Raw genomic sequence first — 17,176 nt, 5'->3', positions numbered from 1 at the left:
AAACGATGAAACGAATTTCAATTCAATTCGGATTTTATTTTTTAATTGTTACACTTTTAATTGAAAGTGTTCTCTTTATTTTGCTCTATTATAGTCTTGTAAACACTAGAGTAAATGAAGAAATGACAGCTTTATTAAAGCGAGGAAATAGTCATCGAGATGTACTTGAAAAATATTACGATGAGCAAACCATCTCTCACGTAGCATTAATGGAATCTGAAGCTGAAACAACTGTCGTTATTACAAATGCAAATAAAGAAATACTAGCTAAATCTAACGAAATAAACACGACTATAAACGATCATATTAGTAAAATGCAAACTCGAACAGACCATAACGGAGCGATTATAGAAAATCATTGGAAAACATCTAATTATATATGTACAGTTAGCCCCATTGTAGTAGATGGAAAACATGAAGGCTATGTGTACATGTTTCTTGGAACAGAATCAATTGAAGAGCTGGTTAATGGGTTAACGAAACAATTCATTATTGCCGGTATCATCACATTCCTACTAACAGTCATCACCATTTTTCTATTATCTCGATTATTAACAAAACCATTGTTACACATGAAACATGCCACTGAAAAAATGAGTAAAGGTGATTTGTCCGTTTCATTAACAACTACTCGAAATGATGAAATTGGTGAACTAGCATCATCTATCCAGACGCTCGCAAATGATCTACATTATATGAAAACAGAGCGAAGTGAATTTCTAGCAAGTGTTGCTCACGAATTACGAACACCGTTAACATACGTAAGAGGTTATGCAGACATTGCATTAAAAGAAAGCACCTCTCCTGAGCAACGTTTACGATATTTATCTATTATAAAAGATGAGTCTGATTACATTACAAACTTAGTTCAAGATTTATTTTCACTTGCACAAATGGAACAACATAACTTTTCTATTCAAGTAAAGGAAGTGCATTTACACACCTTCTTTACTCGCATAGCTGAAAAAGTAAACGCCATGTATAAAGAAAGATATATTAAGGTTTCTTTCTCTTGTCCTCCTACACTGCTAGTAAACTTAGATGAACAGCGATTTGAACAAGTTATAGTAAACATTTTAAATAACGCTTATAGACATTCAAAAGAACATTCTCATATAAACATTTCTATTACAGAAGAACATAAACGTATCTCCATTACAATTGAAGATGAAGGCGAAGGTATTCCACCTGAAGACCTCCCTCACATTTTTGACCGCTTTTACCGTGTCGATAAAGCAAGAACACGATCTACAGGCGGAACTGGTTTAGGGCTATCTATCGTAAAAGAAATTGTAGAACTACACGACGGAAATATTACTGTAACGAGCGAAGTCGATTACGGGTCTTGCTTTATCATTTCATTGCCATCTATAAAGAAACACGACTACCATCAGTAGTCGTGTTTCTTTATCATTTTACTTTATAATATAAATTTACAAATTGCCCAAAACGTTTCGTATCCGTTAAAGTTAAATTAATTTCCGGATTCTTATCTTGAAATAACGGAACTCCAGAACCTAATATGTGAGGGGTAATCGTGACAACATATTCATCAATTAGATTATTCTTAAAGAATTCTCTCAGTAGATTCCCTCCACCGACCATCCATATTTTAGATCCTTCTTGCGATTTTAACCTTTTTGTAAACTCTACTACATCTTCATTTACAAACTCCACGTTTCCGTTTGAACCTTTTTCCGAATTAGAAAAAACATAACATTTTTTATCTAAGTACGGGAATGTTTCTGTATGCTCTACTACATAATTGTACGTTCTTTTTCCCATAATTATTGTATCAATCGTTTCGTACATTTCTGTATAACCGTTATCTCCCTCCCCTTCGGTTTCCATTAACCACTGTAAATCATCATCTTCTTTCGCAATATATCCATCTAAGCTCGCCGCAATAAATAAAACTATTTCACGTGACATATTTTTTCCTCCTTACATCTCATCTTGATAACATTATGCTGTAAACAATATACTAACAATAAAACACGACAATTTATGTCATGTTTAAAAAGAAAAAAGGTGATACATTTGTCAAAAGCTAAACGCTTATTAGATATTCTTATATTTGCTTCTGCGAAAAAAGCATTTACAGCGCAAGAAATAGCTGATGAATTTAATATTTCTGTTCGTACTGTCCATAGATACATTTTAGATTTAAGTGATATGGGATTACCCATTTACGCTGAACAAGGTCGCAACGGAGGATATAAAGTATTAACGAATAGAGTAATTCCACCTATTTTATTTACCGAAGAAGAAGCAGTCTCCATCTTTTTTGCCTTTCAATCTTTAAGCTACTACAGAGACTTACCTTTTAACACAGAAATAAATTCCGTTACACATAAACTATATAGCTCCCTACAACATGATGCGAAAGCGAAAGTTGACAAAATACGTTCTTATATCGCCTTTTGGAATCCAAAGAGAACAATTGATACACCACTTTTAAACGAAGTGTTAACAGCGGCTATTGAAAATAAAAATTTACACTTTCAATACGAATCTAAAACGGGGATAAAAACAAAACATGTTCATCCTATCGGTGTATATGCTCATGACGGGCTATGGTACTTACCGTCCTATGACTATGACAGGAAAAAAGTATTACTGTATCGCATCGATCGTATTCTTTCTATATTATCAACGAAAGAAAATGAGGATACATTCATGAATTTAGAAGAGTGGTTTTCCTCTAACTCTAACGTAGTACACATCCCTACTCAGTTACATGTTTTACTGACACCAGAAGGCGTACGCCAATGTAAAAGCGTGCCTTACCTTGAAGAATTCGTTGTAACAAACGAAAACGGGACAGGATATATACATTCAACAATTGATAAAGGAGAAATCAATTTTATTACCCCTTTATTTTATAGACTCGGAAAAGATGCAAAAGTTTTAGAACCGACAGAATTGATAGATGGTTTACGTATGCGTGCGAAAGAAGTTTTACATATGTATGAAGACGAAAAAAGCTGCTAAATATAAGCAGCTTCTTTGTCCTGTTGTTCCTATTGTTTTATTATTGACGAATATCAAACCACCAACGATTTTTCGAATTCATATTTTCAGTGTCACCAATCCCTCTGTAATTGAAAGCATCCAAAAAGATTGAATCTAATTTATCTTCATCTACAAAATAACCTAAATTAACTTTTACCGTTTCTCCTGGTGTGATACTGCCAATATTGTAAAAACTTTTTCCATCTCCGTGAGGTTCTAAATAATCAACTTCACCTGTCATAATACGCGTTGCGTCCATCCCCTCTTCTTTAGCGTATTTCCATGCATTCCCTTCAAATTTAAGCTGTTTTATGGATGGATGCATATAGATTTCTTCTGTCGACTTTTTGCCAATATTTTTCACTGTTGTTGTTAAGTAGACAAATTTAACATTAACTAATTTCGAATCTACTAATGTATCAATTGAATCTTTACCATTCCCTAATTTATATTCATCTCGTCTGTATGATAGTAATTTTCCCGTCTGATCTAAAGCCTTCTTCTTGCTTAATATCCCTAGGCCAAGTTCATTAAAGTTCTCTTGTTTAAAATCTTTAATCGAATCAAAAACTTCAACTTTTTCTATCACATATTCAATTTGGCTGTTATCCATAGATATCGTTACTGGAACCTTTTGCCCTATATGAAATAGTCGTTTGCTATCTTTTTTCAAAGGAATCACTTTAGATTTTTTAGGTTCATCTGCTTGGCTAAAATACTTTTTATCATAATTTGATATATGTGATGCCTTTTCTTTTGACGTGGGCTCAAGTGAAATATTCCCTAAGACATCTATCATTTGTTCTTCATTTATATCTGATCCAATAAAACTTTCTAACATAATCCCTTCTTTCTCAAAAAAGAGAAAGACCTTCCTATCAAACATTACATTGTTGTTTCCAGTTTCTTTATGAACAATTACTGCTTTCTTGCCACCTATCTCTTTTTCTTCGTAGCTTTTTGAATATAAAGTTTGAAAGTCCGCATTTTCCCCTACTCTCCAAAGACTAAATGAAAAGCCTCCATTTGCGTCGTTATCTTTAAATGAATATTTCATAGCAGAGTCATCAATTGCTTCCATATTTTCTGGTAATTTATCAATTTTCAGCTTATACCACTTATCAGCCTTTTTCGTGTCCTTATTTGTTACCGACACATTTACTTCATAATTTTGTTTTTGAACAATCATATTATAGACTTTTACTGCTCCAAAAACGGTTGTCGGCATGCCGATCAATAAGCAAGCAGCAGCGATTAACATACGATGTCTTTTACGCTTTTTCAGCGGTTGTCCATTTTGCGGCTTCATTTCCTCCATAAACAATTTCTTTTTGCGCGTATATGTATGTGAAAATTCATGTTGTTCTTCAAGTTTATCAAAATCATCTAAAGCAATTTTTTCAGCAAGTTCATATATTTCTTTGGAGTTCTTTGAATTCGTCATGTTGTATACCTCCTATCATATTTTGGACTCGTTTTCGAGCGCGTTCAAACTGCTTGCGGACATTTGCCTCGGTTATCCCCATGACACTTGAAATTTCTTGATACGTTAAGTTATAGAAGACTTTGTACTTAAACACCTGTCTATTAGATTCGTTTAACTCTTTTAGCAATGCATCAATTTGAACCTCAGACATTTTACGTTTTTCCCACTCTTCAATATTTTCATCTACTGCTTCTACAGATTCTCTTTCATATTCTTCTAAAAATGTTTCATGTCGTTTGTTTTTCCGGTAACTATCAATCGCCTTGTTTTTCGCGACCCTCAAAATGTAGCGTTTAAGCTCTTGAGTAGCCAAGCTATGGAGCTTTTCCAAGTTCTTATAAAGAGTAATAAACGTCTCTTGAACCGCATCTTCAGCCTGTTGAATATTATTTAAAATAGAATACGCTACATAATAAATCTTTTGTTCATACAACTCATATAGCTCTTCCATCTTTTCATAATCGTTGTTTGTAACTTTCATATAATTCCTCCTCTCACTCTATATAACGAATAAGCGCTATACTTTGTGACACTGCAAAATCTTTTTATGTATAAAATTTAATAATAGAATAAACAAAAGCCCAATTTCTCTATTTTAACTGAGAAATTGGGCTTTTTAATATTAGAATTTTCCTGACCGCTACGTCTTTTCAGTAAGCAGCATATGCTCTATCGCTTCTTTTAACAAATTCTGTGTCTCTTCCAAGTTATGATTCTGCTTCTCTCCTGGTTGTACCATATAAAACTCAGCAAACGAACGCTCTTTATATCTTGGTACGACATGCATATGATAATGTGTTAACTCGTTAAATACTCCACCATTTTGACAAACTGTAACTCCGTCAGGTTTATATACTATCTTAATCGCTTTTGCAATAAGCTTAGAAGCATCCATAACGGATTTTGCTACAACATCATTTAATTCATCTACTTCTACAACATGTTGCTTTGGCACAATTAAAGTATGTCCTGGGTAGAAAGGCGCATGATCTAAAAAGCAAGTTACATAATCATCTTCATATATTATATATATAATTTCCTCTCCGCCTGCTAATTTACACCCTAAACATTCCATCATATTTCCCCCTTTATTAAAAACATAAAAACGTGAGAGCCGTATTCTCACGTTTTTATGTTTCATTTTATTAGTTCAATTGTTTCCGTAACCTTTATACTATCTTTTACAGATTGAACAATCGTACAATTTTTCACTGCAAGTTGCAGCGCCTTGTCCAGCTGCTCTTCTGTAATATTTTGCGCTTTAATTTTATAGTGCAAATGAACACTTTCAACTGGCTTCGATAACGCTTCACTTCTACCAATTTCAGTTTCGATTGTAAACGTATCGTATGGAATACGTTTCTTTTCTAAAATCGTTCGAAAGACAATTGCACTACACCCTGCGATAGAAGAAACGAGTAATTGTAACGGTGAATAACCGTTTTCTTTTCCAATCGCTAATTGACCATACGATAAATCTGCTTCTATATCATCGTGTTTGATTGTTAGTTTCATTTGTTTTTTCCATCTCCACTTTCATCGGTTTCTGCCGTTTCTTACTAATATAATAATATATATAGCAGAAAATGATATATGGAATACCACAGTATAACGCCATTCTTTGTTCTGGAATAAACGCTAAACTAATAACAACGATACTATTTGTAATTAAAGCTAAAATTGGAACGATTGGGTATAGTGGTGTTCTATACTTTAAGTCCTCTAACTTTCCTCCGCCTTTTATATACTGACTTCTAAAGCGAAGTTGCGATAAAGCAATAATGATCCAACTTGAAACAGCTGATAAACCAGCTATAGATAATAAGTACATGTATACTGTATCTTCTGCAAGGAAGCTTGTTAATAAAGATAAAGCAGCTACAGCAATTGTTACAACTAACGCTGTAATTGGAATACCACGTTTATTTACTTTTTGGAAAGACTTTGGTGCCATTCCTTCATTTGCAAGTGACCATAGTATACGAGTTGCCGCATATAATCCTGAATTCGCTACAGATAGTAACGCTGTAATAATAACGAAATTCATAATATCAGCTGCATACGGAATACCGATTTTATCAAATACGACTACGAATGGACTTTCAATTACACCAGCTTCTTTCCAAGAAATTAACCCTACTAAAATCGTCATTGTTAAAATGAAGAATAACATAATGCGCCATACTGTATTACGGATCGCGCGTGGAATTGTTTTTTCTGGATTTTCACTTTCTCCCGCTGCAATCCCGATTAACTCTGTTCCTTGGAACGAGAAGTTAACTGTAATCATCGTAAGTAATACGGCAGCTAGTCCATTCGGAAATAATCCACCATCGCTTACAAAGTTAGAGAAAAGAGGTGCTGCTTCTTTTCCGTCATATGATATAAACCCTAATAATGCACTACCACCAAGAACAACAAAGGCAAGAATGGTAACTACTTTAATACTAGAAAACCAAAATTCTAATTCAGCATAACTTTTTGCCGAAATTGCGTTTGAAGCATATAAAATAACACCGAATACAAGGCACCATACCCAAACATCAACATTTGGAAACCATCTTTTCATCATTAAACCTATTGACGTTAATTCTAGACCCACTGTTACTGCCCAGCCAAGCCAGTATAACCAGCCAATCATAAAGCCCGTTCCTGGTCCAATAAACTTCGTTGCATACTTTTGGAAAGAACCTGAAACTGGCATTGCTACCGTTAACTCTCCAAGACAAAGCATTGTTAAATACATAATAAATCCGCCTACTAAATATGAAAGGATGGCTCCCCCTGGTCCAGCCTGATTAATGGTGTAACCTGAACCTAAGAAGAAACCAGTTCCGATTACACCACCAAGTGCGATCATAAATAAATGTCTACTCTTCATCGTACGATGTAATTTCTCATTCGTTGGTTGCTGCATCTAAATCCTCCCCCTACCAATACCCCTATATCTTATTAAAATTTTCTGATAATAAAAATATACACGAAAGCGATTACATTTTCTATATAAAATTAAAACTTTTCTGATAAAATAATATAAAAATCGAATTATCGCAAGATTTAGATTCTATTTAGAGGAAAATAAGGAGAAACAAGGAAAAAACCCTTACATATATTGTAAGAGTCAACGAAGTTCTAATCTTCTCGATAAAATTGATAAACTATAATTTACGATAAAGTACATACAAGCTACTAATATAAATGTTGGAATCATGTAATTCACATTTTGCCCGCTAATAATTTGAGCATTATGCATAAGCTCAGGGAGTGATATAACAACCGCTAGCGACGTATCCTTCAGCAATGAAATAAATTGACTGACAAGCGGCGGAACCATTCTCCTTAATGCTTGTGGCAAAATAATATGCCAAAGCGCTTGCACATAAGTTAATCCCGAAGATCTTGCGGCTTCAACCTGCCCTTTTTCAATAGACAATAAACCACTTCTAACAATTTCAGATATCATTGCTGCCTCAAATATTGTTAAAGCAACAATTGCAGCTGTTATAATTTCTAATTTCAAGCCTGCTTCTGGAAGTGCAAAATACGTGAAAAATATAATTAACAGTAGTGGTAAGTTTCGAATCACTTCAACTATAACTCCTAATATTTGTGAGACGACAGGTATTTTCGTGTAGCGCAATATACCGATTACACTTCCAATAATAAAACTAAGTACAATTGCTATGAGCGCTACCTCTAATGTTATAAGTAATCCTTTTAATAAAAATAGAATATGATCTCCTGTAATTGCTCCCTTGAAATCCATTTACACCGCCTCCTTTGCCAAGCGTTTTTCTAAATAACGCACTAGCATACTGAGCGGAATTGTTAATATTAAATAAAACATCCCGACAAATATATAAACATCAAACGTAACAAACGTCTTCGTTGAAATTAAATCTCCTTGATACATTAAATCAGCACCAGCAATAATTCCAAGTATTGAGGAGTTTTTAACTAAATTGAGAAACTGGTTTCCTAAAGGGGGAATTACAATTTTCACTGCTTGGGGTAAGACAACATAATACATCGCCTGCACATACGTTAGCCCTGAAGAGCGAGCAGCTTCCATCTGCCCTTTCGCAACTGATAAAATACCAGCGCGAATTACTTCTGCAATAAAAGCTGCCGTATATACCGTAAGCGTAACTGTTCCTGCTACAAAACCATTTAAAGTAATTCCTATTACAGGTAAAGCAAAATAGAATATAAATGCAATTAATACGAGTGGAATATTTCTTACAAACTCCACAAAAGCTGATCCTATCCAATTTAAAATACGAATAGGTGCAATACGCATTACTGCCAAAATTACTCCTAAAATAAAACTACCTATCAATGCAATTACACTAGACATAACTGTATATTTAAATCCTTCTAAATACATATCAATGTTATTCGTTAATATAGAAAAATCAGGCACATATTCTCCCCTCTTTCTTTACAAGAAGAGGATGAGTACTCTCATCCTCTCACTTTTACTATCTACTTTTCTGGTTTTTGTCCAATCCATTTCTCATATAATTTGTCATACTCTCCGCTTGCTTTCATGTCTTTAATTAAAGTATTAATCTCTTTCGTTAAATCATCTGCCCCTTTTTGCACTGCAATTCCATACGGTTCATCTGTGAAAATTTTTCCTACTACTTCATAATTAGAATCTTGTTTTGCCATTCCGTAAAGGATCGCATTATCTGTCGTTAACACATCACCTTTACCTGCCTTTAACGCTGTAAATGCCTCACTATAATTTTCAAACTCTAATACAGTCGCTTCTGGTGACTTTTGACGAATGTTATTTGTAGATGTTGACCCTTTTACAGCTAATACTTTAACGCCTTGTTTTATATCATCGACACTCTTAATATTGCTTCCTTTTTTCACAAGTAACGATTGTCCTGCTTTAAAATATACATCTGAAAAATCCACTTCTTTTTTGCGTTCTTCCGTAATTGTCATTGTTGCAATAATTGCATCAATATCACCATTTTTCAGCATTGGAATACGTGTTTTAGACGTTACTTCTTTCAGCTCTAGCTTCTTTTCATCTCCAAGAATCTTTTTCGCAAGTGCCTTCGCGACATCAACATCGAATCCTTCTACCTGCCCTGTTGAAGGATTTTTTAATCCAAATAAATTCGTATCATTCTTCACCCCAACTACTAATTTCCCTCGTTTCTTAATTTGCTCAACAGCCCCGCCTTGCTTCGTATTTGTTTCCTTTGCCTCATCTTTCTTACTTCCGCAACCAGCAACAACAAGCACAAATAAACATGAAAATACGATTAAAGTAAATAATTTTTTCATTTTAAGCATGAAATTCCTCCTCTAATGATTTAGCACCCGACTTAAAAATAAACGAGCTCTTTCTTGTTCAGGATTTGCAAAAAAGTGCGCCGGTGTTGTATCTTCAATAATTTGACCATCATCCATAAATAAGATCCTATCTGCTACCTCTCTAGCAAATCCCATTTCATGCGTGACAACGACCATTGTCATCCCTTCTTTAGCCAGTGCTTTCATAACATCAAGTACCTCTCCAATCATCTCTGGATCAAGAGCAGACGTAGGCTCATCGAATAGCATAATTTCCGGCTGCATTGCAAGTCCTCTAGCAATTGCCACCCGTTGCTGTTGTCCTCCGGATAATTGATGTGGATATACGTTAGCCTTCTCCGGGATTCCTACTTTCTCTAAATAAAACATTGCTGTTTTCTCTGCTTCTTCTTTGGAAACTTTATTTACTTTAATCGGTGCTAATGTAATATTTTGAAGAACCGTTTTATGTGGATATAAATAAAAATGTTGAAAGACCATCCCAATATTTCGCCGCAATTCATTCATGTCCGTTTTTTTATTGTGTACCTCTGTATTTTGTACAATTAATTCTCCATCTGTAATTGCCTCTAATTGATTTATACATCGAAGCAATGTACTTTTTCCTGATCCTGAAGGCCCGACAACTACTACCACTTCGCCTTTTTTCACTTGCACATTAATATTTTTCAAAACTTGAAAGTTACCATAATATTTATTTACATTACGAAATTCTATCAACATACTCCCCCTTCCCCTAACAATGCATGTACATTCTTTTTATATTCAAAAATAGTCCCAAAAATAACTTTTAGCTTCAATTTGTCCATAAAAAAAAGCAAAGAGTTTCCCCTTTGCTTCTTCATTTCTATTCTGTTAAGATACTTCTTCTTTCTTATCTTTCCCGTATTCATGCTCCCAAAAATCAGCATTTTTAATTCCTAATGGCTCTGGATCGAATACTGGATCTTTTCCTTCTTTTTTCTGTTTTTCATAATCCTTTAATGCGACTAATGCAGGTTTTTGTAATAGTAAAATCGCAATGATATTTACCCATGCCATAATTCCTACCCCAATGTCGCCTAAAGCCCAAGCCGTTGCTGCTGTTTTTATACATCCATAGAATACAGCTCCTAAAAATACAAACTTTAGTACCATAGACATCCAAGGACGGTCTTTATCACGATTTAAGTACGCAATATTCGTTTCTGCAATGTAGTAATACGCCATAATTGTTGTAAACGCGAAGAATAATAACGAGATTGCAACGAAACCGTTTCCAAATCCAGGGAAAACAGATTCTACCGCCGCCTGTGTATATCCTGGTCCTGGCTGAGCACCATTTAGTTTATTAACGATAAAGTTTTTTCCGCTTGCATCAAATACGTTATACATGCCTGTAATAATCATCATAAATGCTGTTGCTGAACAAACAAATAATGTATCAATGTAAACGGAAAATGCTTGCACTAAACCTTGCTTAGCTGGATGTGATACTTCGGCTGCTGCTGCTGCGTGTGGTCCAGTCCCTTGTCCTGCTTCATTGGAATAAATACCACGTTTTACCCCCCAAGAGATTGCTAAACCGATAATACCACCGAAAGCAGCTTCTAATGCAAATGCACTTCTTATAATTAACATAAATGCTTCTGGCAATTTTTCAATATTCATAGCAACAATGACGCAAGCTACTAAAATATAGCCTATTGCCATAAAAGGTACGACAACTTGCGCTACGTTAACAATTCGCTTTACTCCACCGAAAATGATAAGAGCTAATACGACAACTAATATAGCCCCTGATGCGGTAGTATTAATACCAAAAGCCGTTTCTAAACTTACAGCAATACTATTTGCTTGTACGCCTGGTAGTAAAAGTCCTGTTGCAAGAATTGTCGCTGCAACGAATACTAAAGCATACCATTTAACTCCTAGACCTTTTTCGATGTAATAAGCAGGTCCACCACGAAACTGCCCTTGATGTTTCGTCTTATATATTTGCGCGAGTGTTGATTCTACATAAGCTGATCCTGCCCCTAAAAAGGCTACTGCCCACATCCAAAATACAGCTCCTGGTCCACCGAATGCAACCGCTGTTGCTACCCCAGCGATATTCCCTGTTCCAACACGTCCTGATAACGAAAGTGCTAACGCTTGGAATGAAGAAACACCAGCCTCTGATTTTTCTCCTTGAAATGTCAGCTTCACCATTTCTCCTACGTGCCTTACTTGTAAAAACTTCGTTCGAATAGAAAAATATAAACCTACTCCTAAACATAAATAAACAAGTGCTGGACTCCAAACAATATTATTTAACCAATTTACGAAAGTTTCCAACATTCCCCCTCCTTCTTTATAAAGAATATTCAGAATATATATAAAATTATAAGTGCATACCGAATCTAGGACAATATTATTTTAATAAAGTAAACATATTTTTGTATAAAAAAACAAAGTATATATTTGTTTTATATACTTTGTTTTGAACTAAATGTATTATATATTCACAATTGCTTCTCTTTTAATAATTCTTTCGTATAGCTCTTCTGATAATTTCAAGAAGTTATCAGGCATATCTTTCCCTTTAAACTTCTTCTGAAGCGTTCCATATAAACCTATATCACGTAAACGTAAAAATAGTGGCAACGATTCATACCAACTATCCGCCAGCCTGTGCTCATACTCATATCCTTTTCGTAACACTTGTAACTGTTTACGAGCAAAATCTGTCTTCTCTTCTGCTGTCCACGTTGTAAATAGAACAGAGTAGTATAGAACCATCGCTAAATCATGTATAAAGTAATTATAAGCCGCATCATCAAAATCAAAGATTGTTAGCTCTTTACCATCATAATGAAAATTACCTTGATGGATATCACCGTGCATAAGACCGAACGTTTCTCTTTCAACTGGAAGGGCCTTAATTTCATCCATTAGTACCGCTGCAATCTTTTTCACTTGACCATCTTCTAATTCATTAACAATTCCACTTTCGTCTTCTTCCCACGTATCACGGTAGTCTGTTTTAGGATATTCCATTGTAAGGCGATGCAGTTGCCCAATCGCTTTTCCCCATGCTTCAAAGAGAGGCTCGCCCCAATAAGGCGATTCCTCTCCTTTTACTTGCTCACCTTTTGCATATGTAAATAAAGAAGCGGAAAAGAACGTTCCATCCTCTGCTACGATTTCTTCTACGAGATTTCGAGACGTTGAATAAAGAGGTCCTGCTACCTTTGCCCCATTCTCCGCAACATATCGTAAAAAATCTAGTTCAGCCTCTACCTCTTGTTTAGAACGATGAGAAGAATGTGTTAAACGTAATACGTAATCTTCATCATTATCACCCTTCGCCTTAAAAATATAATTCTCAAAATCTCCAAGTGGCTTTTCTTCCACTGTTACATGAAACAAATTCGCTGCTCTTTTTAAAATCTCTTTCGTAAAAACACGTTCTACAGCTATTTCCATATATATCCCTCCTATATATCTTCTTAATTCGACACAAATGTTAGAAGTACTGCTATGAAATTGAATAATGCACAAAAGACAATGTAACGTAACCTTCAATCCTCTTTTTTTAAAATAATTCAAGCATAAATTTCTCACAAACGACAAAAATTAACAGAAACAATTGCACTTTAAGAGAGGTGGAAATTATGACAGAGCAAAAAGAACAACAAGAGAGTAAAAAACAAAAGCATATGTTTCCATCACTTCCGGAGAACATTAATTACATTGAAAATAAACTTTCTCATTCTGATGATATAAAAAAATTAGATCTCCCTTTTCAAAACGGAAAAGGAGCAATCTTATATATCGAATCTTTAGCAGATCCAAATCTAATTCATCAGTTAGTCCTTGAGCCATTATTAACGCGATCAGATTTATCTTTAGATAAAGCTTTTTCTACGTTAAATATGAAAAAAGAAACGAATTTAAATTATGGGATACAACTTTTATTACAAGGTAAATCCTTATATTTTCATGAACACGTCGACAGTTTTTGTATTTTCGAAACAACCTTATCTTTAAAGAGAGATATAGCAGAGCCTGATAATGAAGGAGTTGTGCGCGGTCCACATACTGGTTTTGTAGAGGATCTAGCAACTAATTTAACCTCTATTCGTAAACTCATTAAGAGTCCAAATTTAGTTGTTAAGTATTTTACACTCGGTGAAGAAATGCACACGAAAGTGGCAATTACTTATATGCAAAATATAGCGAATGACGATTTAGTTATAGAAGTGAAAAGAAGATTGGAAACCATTAAAACGGATGCACTTATGCCACCAGGATACATACAAGAATTTATAGAGGATACGTCTTTCTCCCCATTTCCGCAGCAATTAAATACAGAGCGTCCAGATAGAACTGTTGCTAATTTAATGGAAGGGCGTGTTGCTATTTTATCTGATGGAGATCCAACAGCGCTCATCGTTCCTGTTACGTTATTTGCTTTCTATCAATCACCAGATGATTATAATAACCGTTGGATTGTCGGTTCTTTCGTCCGAATGATTCGCTTAGTAAGTTTTTTAATTGCCTTTCTCTTACCAGCTTTATATATTGCAACTGTTGCTTTTCATCCTGATGTGTTACCGCTCGAACTTGTGTATACGATTAAAGCTTCATTAGAGAAAGTACCGCTTCCTCCTATTTTTGAAGCTCTCTTAATGGAGTTAATTTTCGAGTTATTACGAGAAGCTGGTATTCGCTTGCCGAGCCGCGTTGGACAAACAATCGGTATTGTAGGTGGTTTAGTAATTGGGGATGCAATTGTAAAAGCTGGACTCGTTTCTTACACAATGATCATCGTTGTAGCTTTAACTGCAATCTCATCTTTTCTCGTTCCATCAAACGATATGAGTTCAGCAGTTCGGATTCTTCGTTTTCCATTAATGCTCCTTGCTGCCATATTCGGATATGTAGGAATATCATTCGGTCTCATTATAACTTTCGTTCACTTATGTCAGCTTCATTCATTTCATACACCATATCTTTCTCCTGTTGCCCCGATGCGGATTAAAGATATGAAAGATTCTTTCATAAGACTACCAATTTGGTCATTTTGGGAAAGACCACATGATCCAAAACCGAAAAAAATGCAGCGCCAACATGTAACGAGAGAGGATGAGGACGGTGACAAACACGCAAAGTAAAATTTCACTTGTTCAATTTACCTTTTTCGTTATTCAATGCCAAATTGGGGTCGGTATACTATCTCTACCTAACCGGCTTCATCCGATAGCAAAAGGTGGTGGTTGGATTTCTGCGCTCATCGCGGGGCTTGCCATTCAACTTATTATTTTACTTATGTGGCTTTTCTTAAAACGATTTCCTGATGCAGATATGTATAAAAGTGTTTGTATGCTATTTGGTAATAAGTTAGGAAAACTATTGGGCTTTTCTTATGTTTTTTATTTTACCCTTATCGGTATGACGGTTATGTTGAATGCTTGTAACGTCATTAAAGTATGGGTTTTACACGCAACTCCGTGGTCTGCAATTCTCATATTATGTACAGTAGCTTGTTGTTATGTAGCTTATAACACATTTAAAGTCATCGTACGATTTTATGTCATGGCCTCTATTCTCATTATTCCAATGGCCCTTTTAATTGCCCTAGGGCTTTCACGAGCTGATTTCTCTTATATTTTTCCTATTACAGAAGCCGGATGGTGGAATATAATTCAAGCATCCAAGGAAACAATTACAGCCATGTATGGTTTTGAAATTATTCTTATCGCTTTCCCAAAAGTAAATGGGAGTTCTATTGCAAAACTGAAGGCCATTTCTATCGCCAATGGATTTGTAACTCTTTTTTATACTTTTACCGTTTGGATTTGCTTTATCGTATTTAGTCCAAAGCAAATTGAGCTTATTCCAGAGCCAGTTGCTTACTTATTACGCTCCTTGCATATTGGAATTATAGATCGAACGGACCTAATCTTCATCCCAATTTGGATGATAACAGTTGTCGCTTCTATTGCTAGTTATTACTGCGCTGCTTCAATCGGAATTGGACATATATTCAACCTTGCTAATCATAAAAAGGCTGTTCCAATCGTTGGTATTATTGCTTTTAGTGTAGCCTTATTTATAGATACACCTGAAGAATTAAAAGTAATTTCAACTTTCACTGATAAGTTCACCTATATTTTCATCGTTGTTCTCCCTCTTTTATTTCTACTTTATTCAATAATAAGAAAGAAGAAAGGAGAACAGTATGTTCCCAAAAAGAGTTAAATTACTTTTAATATTATGTGCTAGTTCCCTCCTTTCTGGCTGTTGGGATCAAGAACCATTAAGGGAGGCAAGTTTAGCTTATAGCGTTGGAGCTGATATTACGGAAGAGAATAAACTCCAGCAAACAATCGAGCTCGTAAAAAGTTCAAGCGGAGAGCAATCTTCATTTGAGAATGAAATATATTCAGCAACCGGGCATAACATAATGGATACAGGCGATGCCCTAAAAAAAAATGTGACTGGGAATATTCGCTATTTTAAATATGGTGTTCAATTACTCGGAACCAAAATTCTAAAAAAGGGTATACTCCCCTATTTAGATGTCAGCTTTCGAGATCCAACAAACCCAACTGCTTTAGTAAAACTTATTGCAGTAGATGGTGAAACATCGGAGATACTCGAAAAAAAGAAAATAGGAAATTTACTAATTGGAGATTTTCTAAAGAAAAAAGTGAAAAGCTTAGAAGATATGAGTGTATTTCCAAAAGAAACTTTAGAAACAGCTGCTACAAAAATGTTAGATCCCGGTAAAGACTTTACCCTTCCTTCTATAAAAATAAAAGGAAAAGAAGTAGTTACAAACGGGTTAGCTTTATTTAACAATGATAAATTAACTGGGCATTTACCTTTGCAACAATCTGTTTTATTCGTGTTATTAACCGGAAAAATGGGAACAAGTGCCCGTATAACCCAAAAACTGACTAGTGATGAATCTGAGAAGACATCTGATTATTTAACAATGGAAATTAGTAATCGAAAATTAAAACGCGACTTAAAAATAACAACAGATAAAAAAGGAAATGTTTATGCTCACATTAAGCTCCAATTAAAAGTTATAGCACTTGAATCTCCAAGAGATAATATGTATACAATGGACGATAGAGAAAAACTAAATAAAGAACTTTCTAAGCAACTCACGAAAGAAGCGAAAAAAATAACACGAAAACTACAAAAAGCAAATTGTGATGCTTTCGGTATTGGAAGACATCTTATCGCTTATCATCCTAACTTATGGAAGAAAAAAAATTGGAATAAAGATTATGCAAAAGTAAAATTCAAACCTGAAGTAGAAGTAAGCATTTTGTATAGTGGTGTCTTAAAATAAAAAGGTTG

Annotated in this window: 17 protein-coding genes; 5 read left to right on the top strand and 12 right to left on the bottom strand. The window is 34.8% G+C overall.

Going from position 1 to position 17,176, the window contains the following annotated elements:
• Positions 1-5 precede the first annotated feature (5 nt).
• Positions 6-1,397, top strand: coding sequence for a sensor histidine kinase (locus tag ACS2CR_RS11255; RefSeq protein ID WP_000822522.1), 1,392 nt, complete (start codon positions 6-8; stop codon positions 1,395-1,397).
• Between the two features lie 13 nt (positions 1,398-1,410).
• Here ACS2CR_RS11255 and ACS2CR_RS11250 read toward each other — a convergent pair whose 3' ends face one another.
• Positions 1,411-1,932, bottom strand: coding sequence for a dihydrofolate reductase family protein (locus ACS2CR_RS11250; RefSeq protein WP_000085777.1), 522 nt, complete (start codon positions 1,930-1,932; stop codon positions 1,411-1,413).
• Positions 1,933-2,007: 75 nt separating this feature from the next.
• Between ACS2CR_RS11250 and ACS2CR_RS11245 the strand changes: the two genes are divergently transcribed.
• Complete coding sequence (locus ACS2CR_RS11245) at positions 2,008-2,994, top strand: helix-turn-helix transcriptional regulator (protein ID WP_042991513.1); 987 nt, start codon at positions 2,008-2,010, stop codon at positions 2,992-2,994.
• 40 nt (positions 2,995-3,034) lie between these two features.
• On the opposite strand, the gene ACS2CR_RS11240 is transcribed toward ACS2CR_RS11245, so the two are convergent.
• The 11 genes from ACS2CR_RS11240 to ACS2CR_RS11190 form a co-directional block, all read right to left on the bottom strand.
• Positions 3,035-4,459: a DUF4367 domain-containing protein gene (locus tag ACS2CR_RS11240; RefSeq protein WP_053514421.1), complete on the bottom strand. Its 1,425-nt coding sequence runs from the start codon at positions 4,457-4,459 to the stop codon at positions 3,035-3,037.
• Positions 4,425-4,982 (bottom strand): RNA polymerase sigma factor, encoded by a 558-nt coding sequence (locus tag ACS2CR_RS11235; RefSeq protein WP_000869272.1) that lies wholly within the window; start codon positions 4,980-4,982, stop codon positions 4,425-4,427. The genes ACS2CR_RS11240 and ACS2CR_RS11235 overlap by 35 nt, the downstream gene beginning before the upstream one ends.
• 159 nt (positions 4,983-5,141) lie before the next feature.
• A complete protein-coding gene (locus tag ACS2CR_RS11230; RefSeq protein ID WP_053514420.1) occupies positions 5,142-5,576 on the bottom strand; it encodes an HIT family protein in 435 nt (144 codons plus the stop codon).
• A 62-nt stretch (positions 5,577-5,638) separates the two neighbouring features.
• Positions 5,639-6,016 (bottom strand): OsmC family protein, encoded by a 378-nt coding sequence (locus tag ACS2CR_RS11225; protein ID WP_000778834.1) that lies wholly within the window; start codon positions 6,014-6,016, stop codon positions 5,639-5,641.
• Positions 5,991-7,418, bottom strand: a complete 1,428-nt coding sequence (locus ACS2CR_RS11220; protein ID WP_053514419.1) for an amino acid permease — start codon at positions 7,416-7,418, stop codon at positions 5,991-5,993. The genes ACS2CR_RS11225 and ACS2CR_RS11220 overlap by 26 nt, the downstream gene beginning before the upstream one ends.
• A 204-nt stretch (positions 7,419-7,622) precedes the next feature.
• Entirely contained in the window at positions 7,623-8,267 is a 645-nt protein-coding gene (locus tag ACS2CR_RS11215) for an amino acid ABC transporter permease (RefSeq protein WP_000345955.1), read from the bottom strand.
• The gene (locus ACS2CR_RS11210; protein WP_001112667.1) at positions 8,268-8,924 is read right to left on the bottom strand and encodes an amino acid ABC transporter permease; all 657 of its coding nucleotides are present in this window, start codon (positions 8,922-8,924) and stop codon (positions 8,268-8,270) included. It lies immediately after the preceding gene.
• A 62-nt stretch (positions 8,925-8,986) separates the two neighbouring features.
• The gene (gene glnH, locus ACS2CR_RS11205; protein WP_000916491.1) at positions 8,987-9,817 is read right to left on the bottom strand and encodes a glutamine ABC transporter substrate-binding protein GlnH; all 831 of its coding nucleotides are present in this window, start codon (positions 9,815-9,817) and stop codon (positions 8,987-8,989) included.
• Between the two features lie 12 nt (positions 9,818-9,829).
• Positions 9,830-10,561 carry an amino acid ABC transporter ATP-binding protein gene (locus ACS2CR_RS11200; RefSeq protein WP_050552230.1) on the bottom strand — a complete coding sequence of 244 codons (732 nt, stop codon included), beginning with the start codon at positions 10,559-10,561 and terminating at the stop codon, positions 9,830-9,832.
• Positions 10,562-10,693: 132 nt separating this feature from the next.
• Positions 10,694-12,154: an alanine/glycine:cation symporter family protein gene (locus ACS2CR_RS11195; protein WP_053514418.1), complete on the bottom strand. Its 1,461-nt coding sequence runs from the start codon at positions 12,152-12,154 to the stop codon at positions 10,694-10,696.
• A gap of 159 nt (positions 12,155-12,313) precedes the next feature.
• Positions 12,314-13,285, bottom strand: coding sequence for a phosphotransferase enzyme family protein (locus ACS2CR_RS11190; RefSeq protein WP_000401648.1), 972 nt, complete (start codon positions 13,283-13,285; stop codon positions 12,314-12,316).
• Positions 13,286-13,473: 188 nt separating this feature from the next.
• Between ACS2CR_RS11190 and gerKA the strand changes: the two genes are divergently transcribed.
• The 3 genes from gerKA to ACS2CR_RS11175 are packed head-to-tail and all read left to right on the top strand — an operon-like array spanning position 13,474 to position 17,168.
• Positions 13,474-14,976, top strand: coding sequence for a spore germination protein GerKA (gene gerKA / locus ACS2CR_RS11185; RefSeq protein ID WP_000139243.1), 1,503 nt, complete (start codon positions 13,474-13,476; stop codon positions 14,974-14,976).
• Positions 14,957-16,063, top strand: a complete 1,107-nt coding sequence (locus tag ACS2CR_RS11180; protein ID WP_000185796.1) for a GerAB/ArcD/ProY family transporter — start codon at positions 14,957-14,959, stop codon at positions 16,061-16,063. The genes gerKA and ACS2CR_RS11180 overlap by 20 nt, the downstream gene beginning before the upstream one ends.
• Positions 16,044-17,168, top strand: a complete 1,125-nt coding sequence (locus ACS2CR_RS11175) for a Ger(x)C family spore germination protein (protein ID WP_000484126.1) — start codon at positions 16,044-16,046, stop codon at positions 17,166-17,168. Before ACS2CR_RS11180 ends, ACS2CR_RS11175 begins: the two co-directional genes overlap by 20 nt.
• Positions 17,169-17,176 lie beyond the last annotated feature (8 nt).

Origin of the sequence: Bacillus cereus group sp. BceL291 (assembly GCF_051776705.1) — a bacterium.
GTDB lineage: Bacteria > Bacillota > Bacilli > Bacillales > Bacillaceae_G > Bacillus_A > Bacillus_A cereus.
Note: the sequence above shows the minus strand (reverse complement) of the source record. Positions and strands in the feature narration are given on the sequence as shown.

Excerpts from the sequence above, each read along its gene's own strand:
- ACS2CR_RS11255 (WP_000822522.1), top strand. The coding sequence starts at position 6 with ATGAAACGAATTTCAATTCAATTCGGATTTTATTTTTTAATTGTTACA.
- ACS2CR_RS11250 (WP_000085777.1), bottom strand. The coding sequence starts at position 1,932 with ATGTCACGTGAAATAGTTTTATTTATTGCGGCGAGCTTAGATGGATAT.
- ACS2CR_RS11245 (WP_042991513.1), top strand. The coding sequence starts at position 2,008 with ATGTCATGTTTAAAAAGAAAAAAGGTGATACATTTGTCAAAAGCTAAA.
- ACS2CR_RS11240 (WP_053514421.1), bottom strand. The coding sequence starts at position 4,459 with ATGACGAATTCAAAGAACTCCAAAGAAATATATGAACTTGCTGAAAAA.
- ACS2CR_RS11235 (WP_000869272.1), bottom strand. The coding sequence starts at position 4,982 with ATGAAAGTTACAAACAACGATTATGAAAAGATGGAAGAGCTATATGAG.
- ACS2CR_RS11230 (WP_053514420.1), bottom strand. The coding sequence starts at position 5,576 with ATGGAATGTTTAGGGTGTAAATTAGCAGGCGGAGAGGAAATTATATAT.
- ACS2CR_RS11225 (WP_000778834.1), bottom strand. The coding sequence starts at position 6,016 with ATGAAACTAACAATCAAACACGATGATATAGAAGCAGATTTATCGTAT.
- ACS2CR_RS11220 (WP_053514419.1), bottom strand. The coding sequence starts at position 7,418 with ATGCAGCAACCAACGAATGAGAAATTACATCGTACGATGAAGAGTAGA.
- ACS2CR_RS11215 (WP_000345955.1), bottom strand. The coding sequence starts at position 8,267 with ATGGATTTCAAGGGAGCAATTACAGGAGATCATATTCTATTTTTATTA.
- glnH (WP_000916491.1), bottom strand. The coding sequence starts at position 9,817 with ATGCTTAAAATGAAAAAATTATTTACTTTAATCGTATTTTCATGTTTA.
- ACS2CR_RS11200 (WP_050552230.1), bottom strand. The coding sequence starts at position 10,561 with ATGTTGATAGAATTTCGTAATGTAAATAAATATTATGGTAACTTTCAA.
- ACS2CR_RS11190 (WP_000401648.1), bottom strand. The coding sequence starts at position 13,285 with ATGGAAATAGCTGTAGAACGTGTTTTTACGAAAGAGATTTTAAAAAGA.
- gerKA (WP_000139243.1), top strand. The coding sequence starts at position 13,474 with ATGACAGAGCAAAAAGAACAACAAGAGAGTAAAAAACAAAAGCATATG.
- ACS2CR_RS11175 (WP_000484126.1), top strand. The coding sequence starts at position 16,044 with ATGTTCCCAAAAAGAGTTAAATTACTTTTAATATTATGTGCTAGTTCC.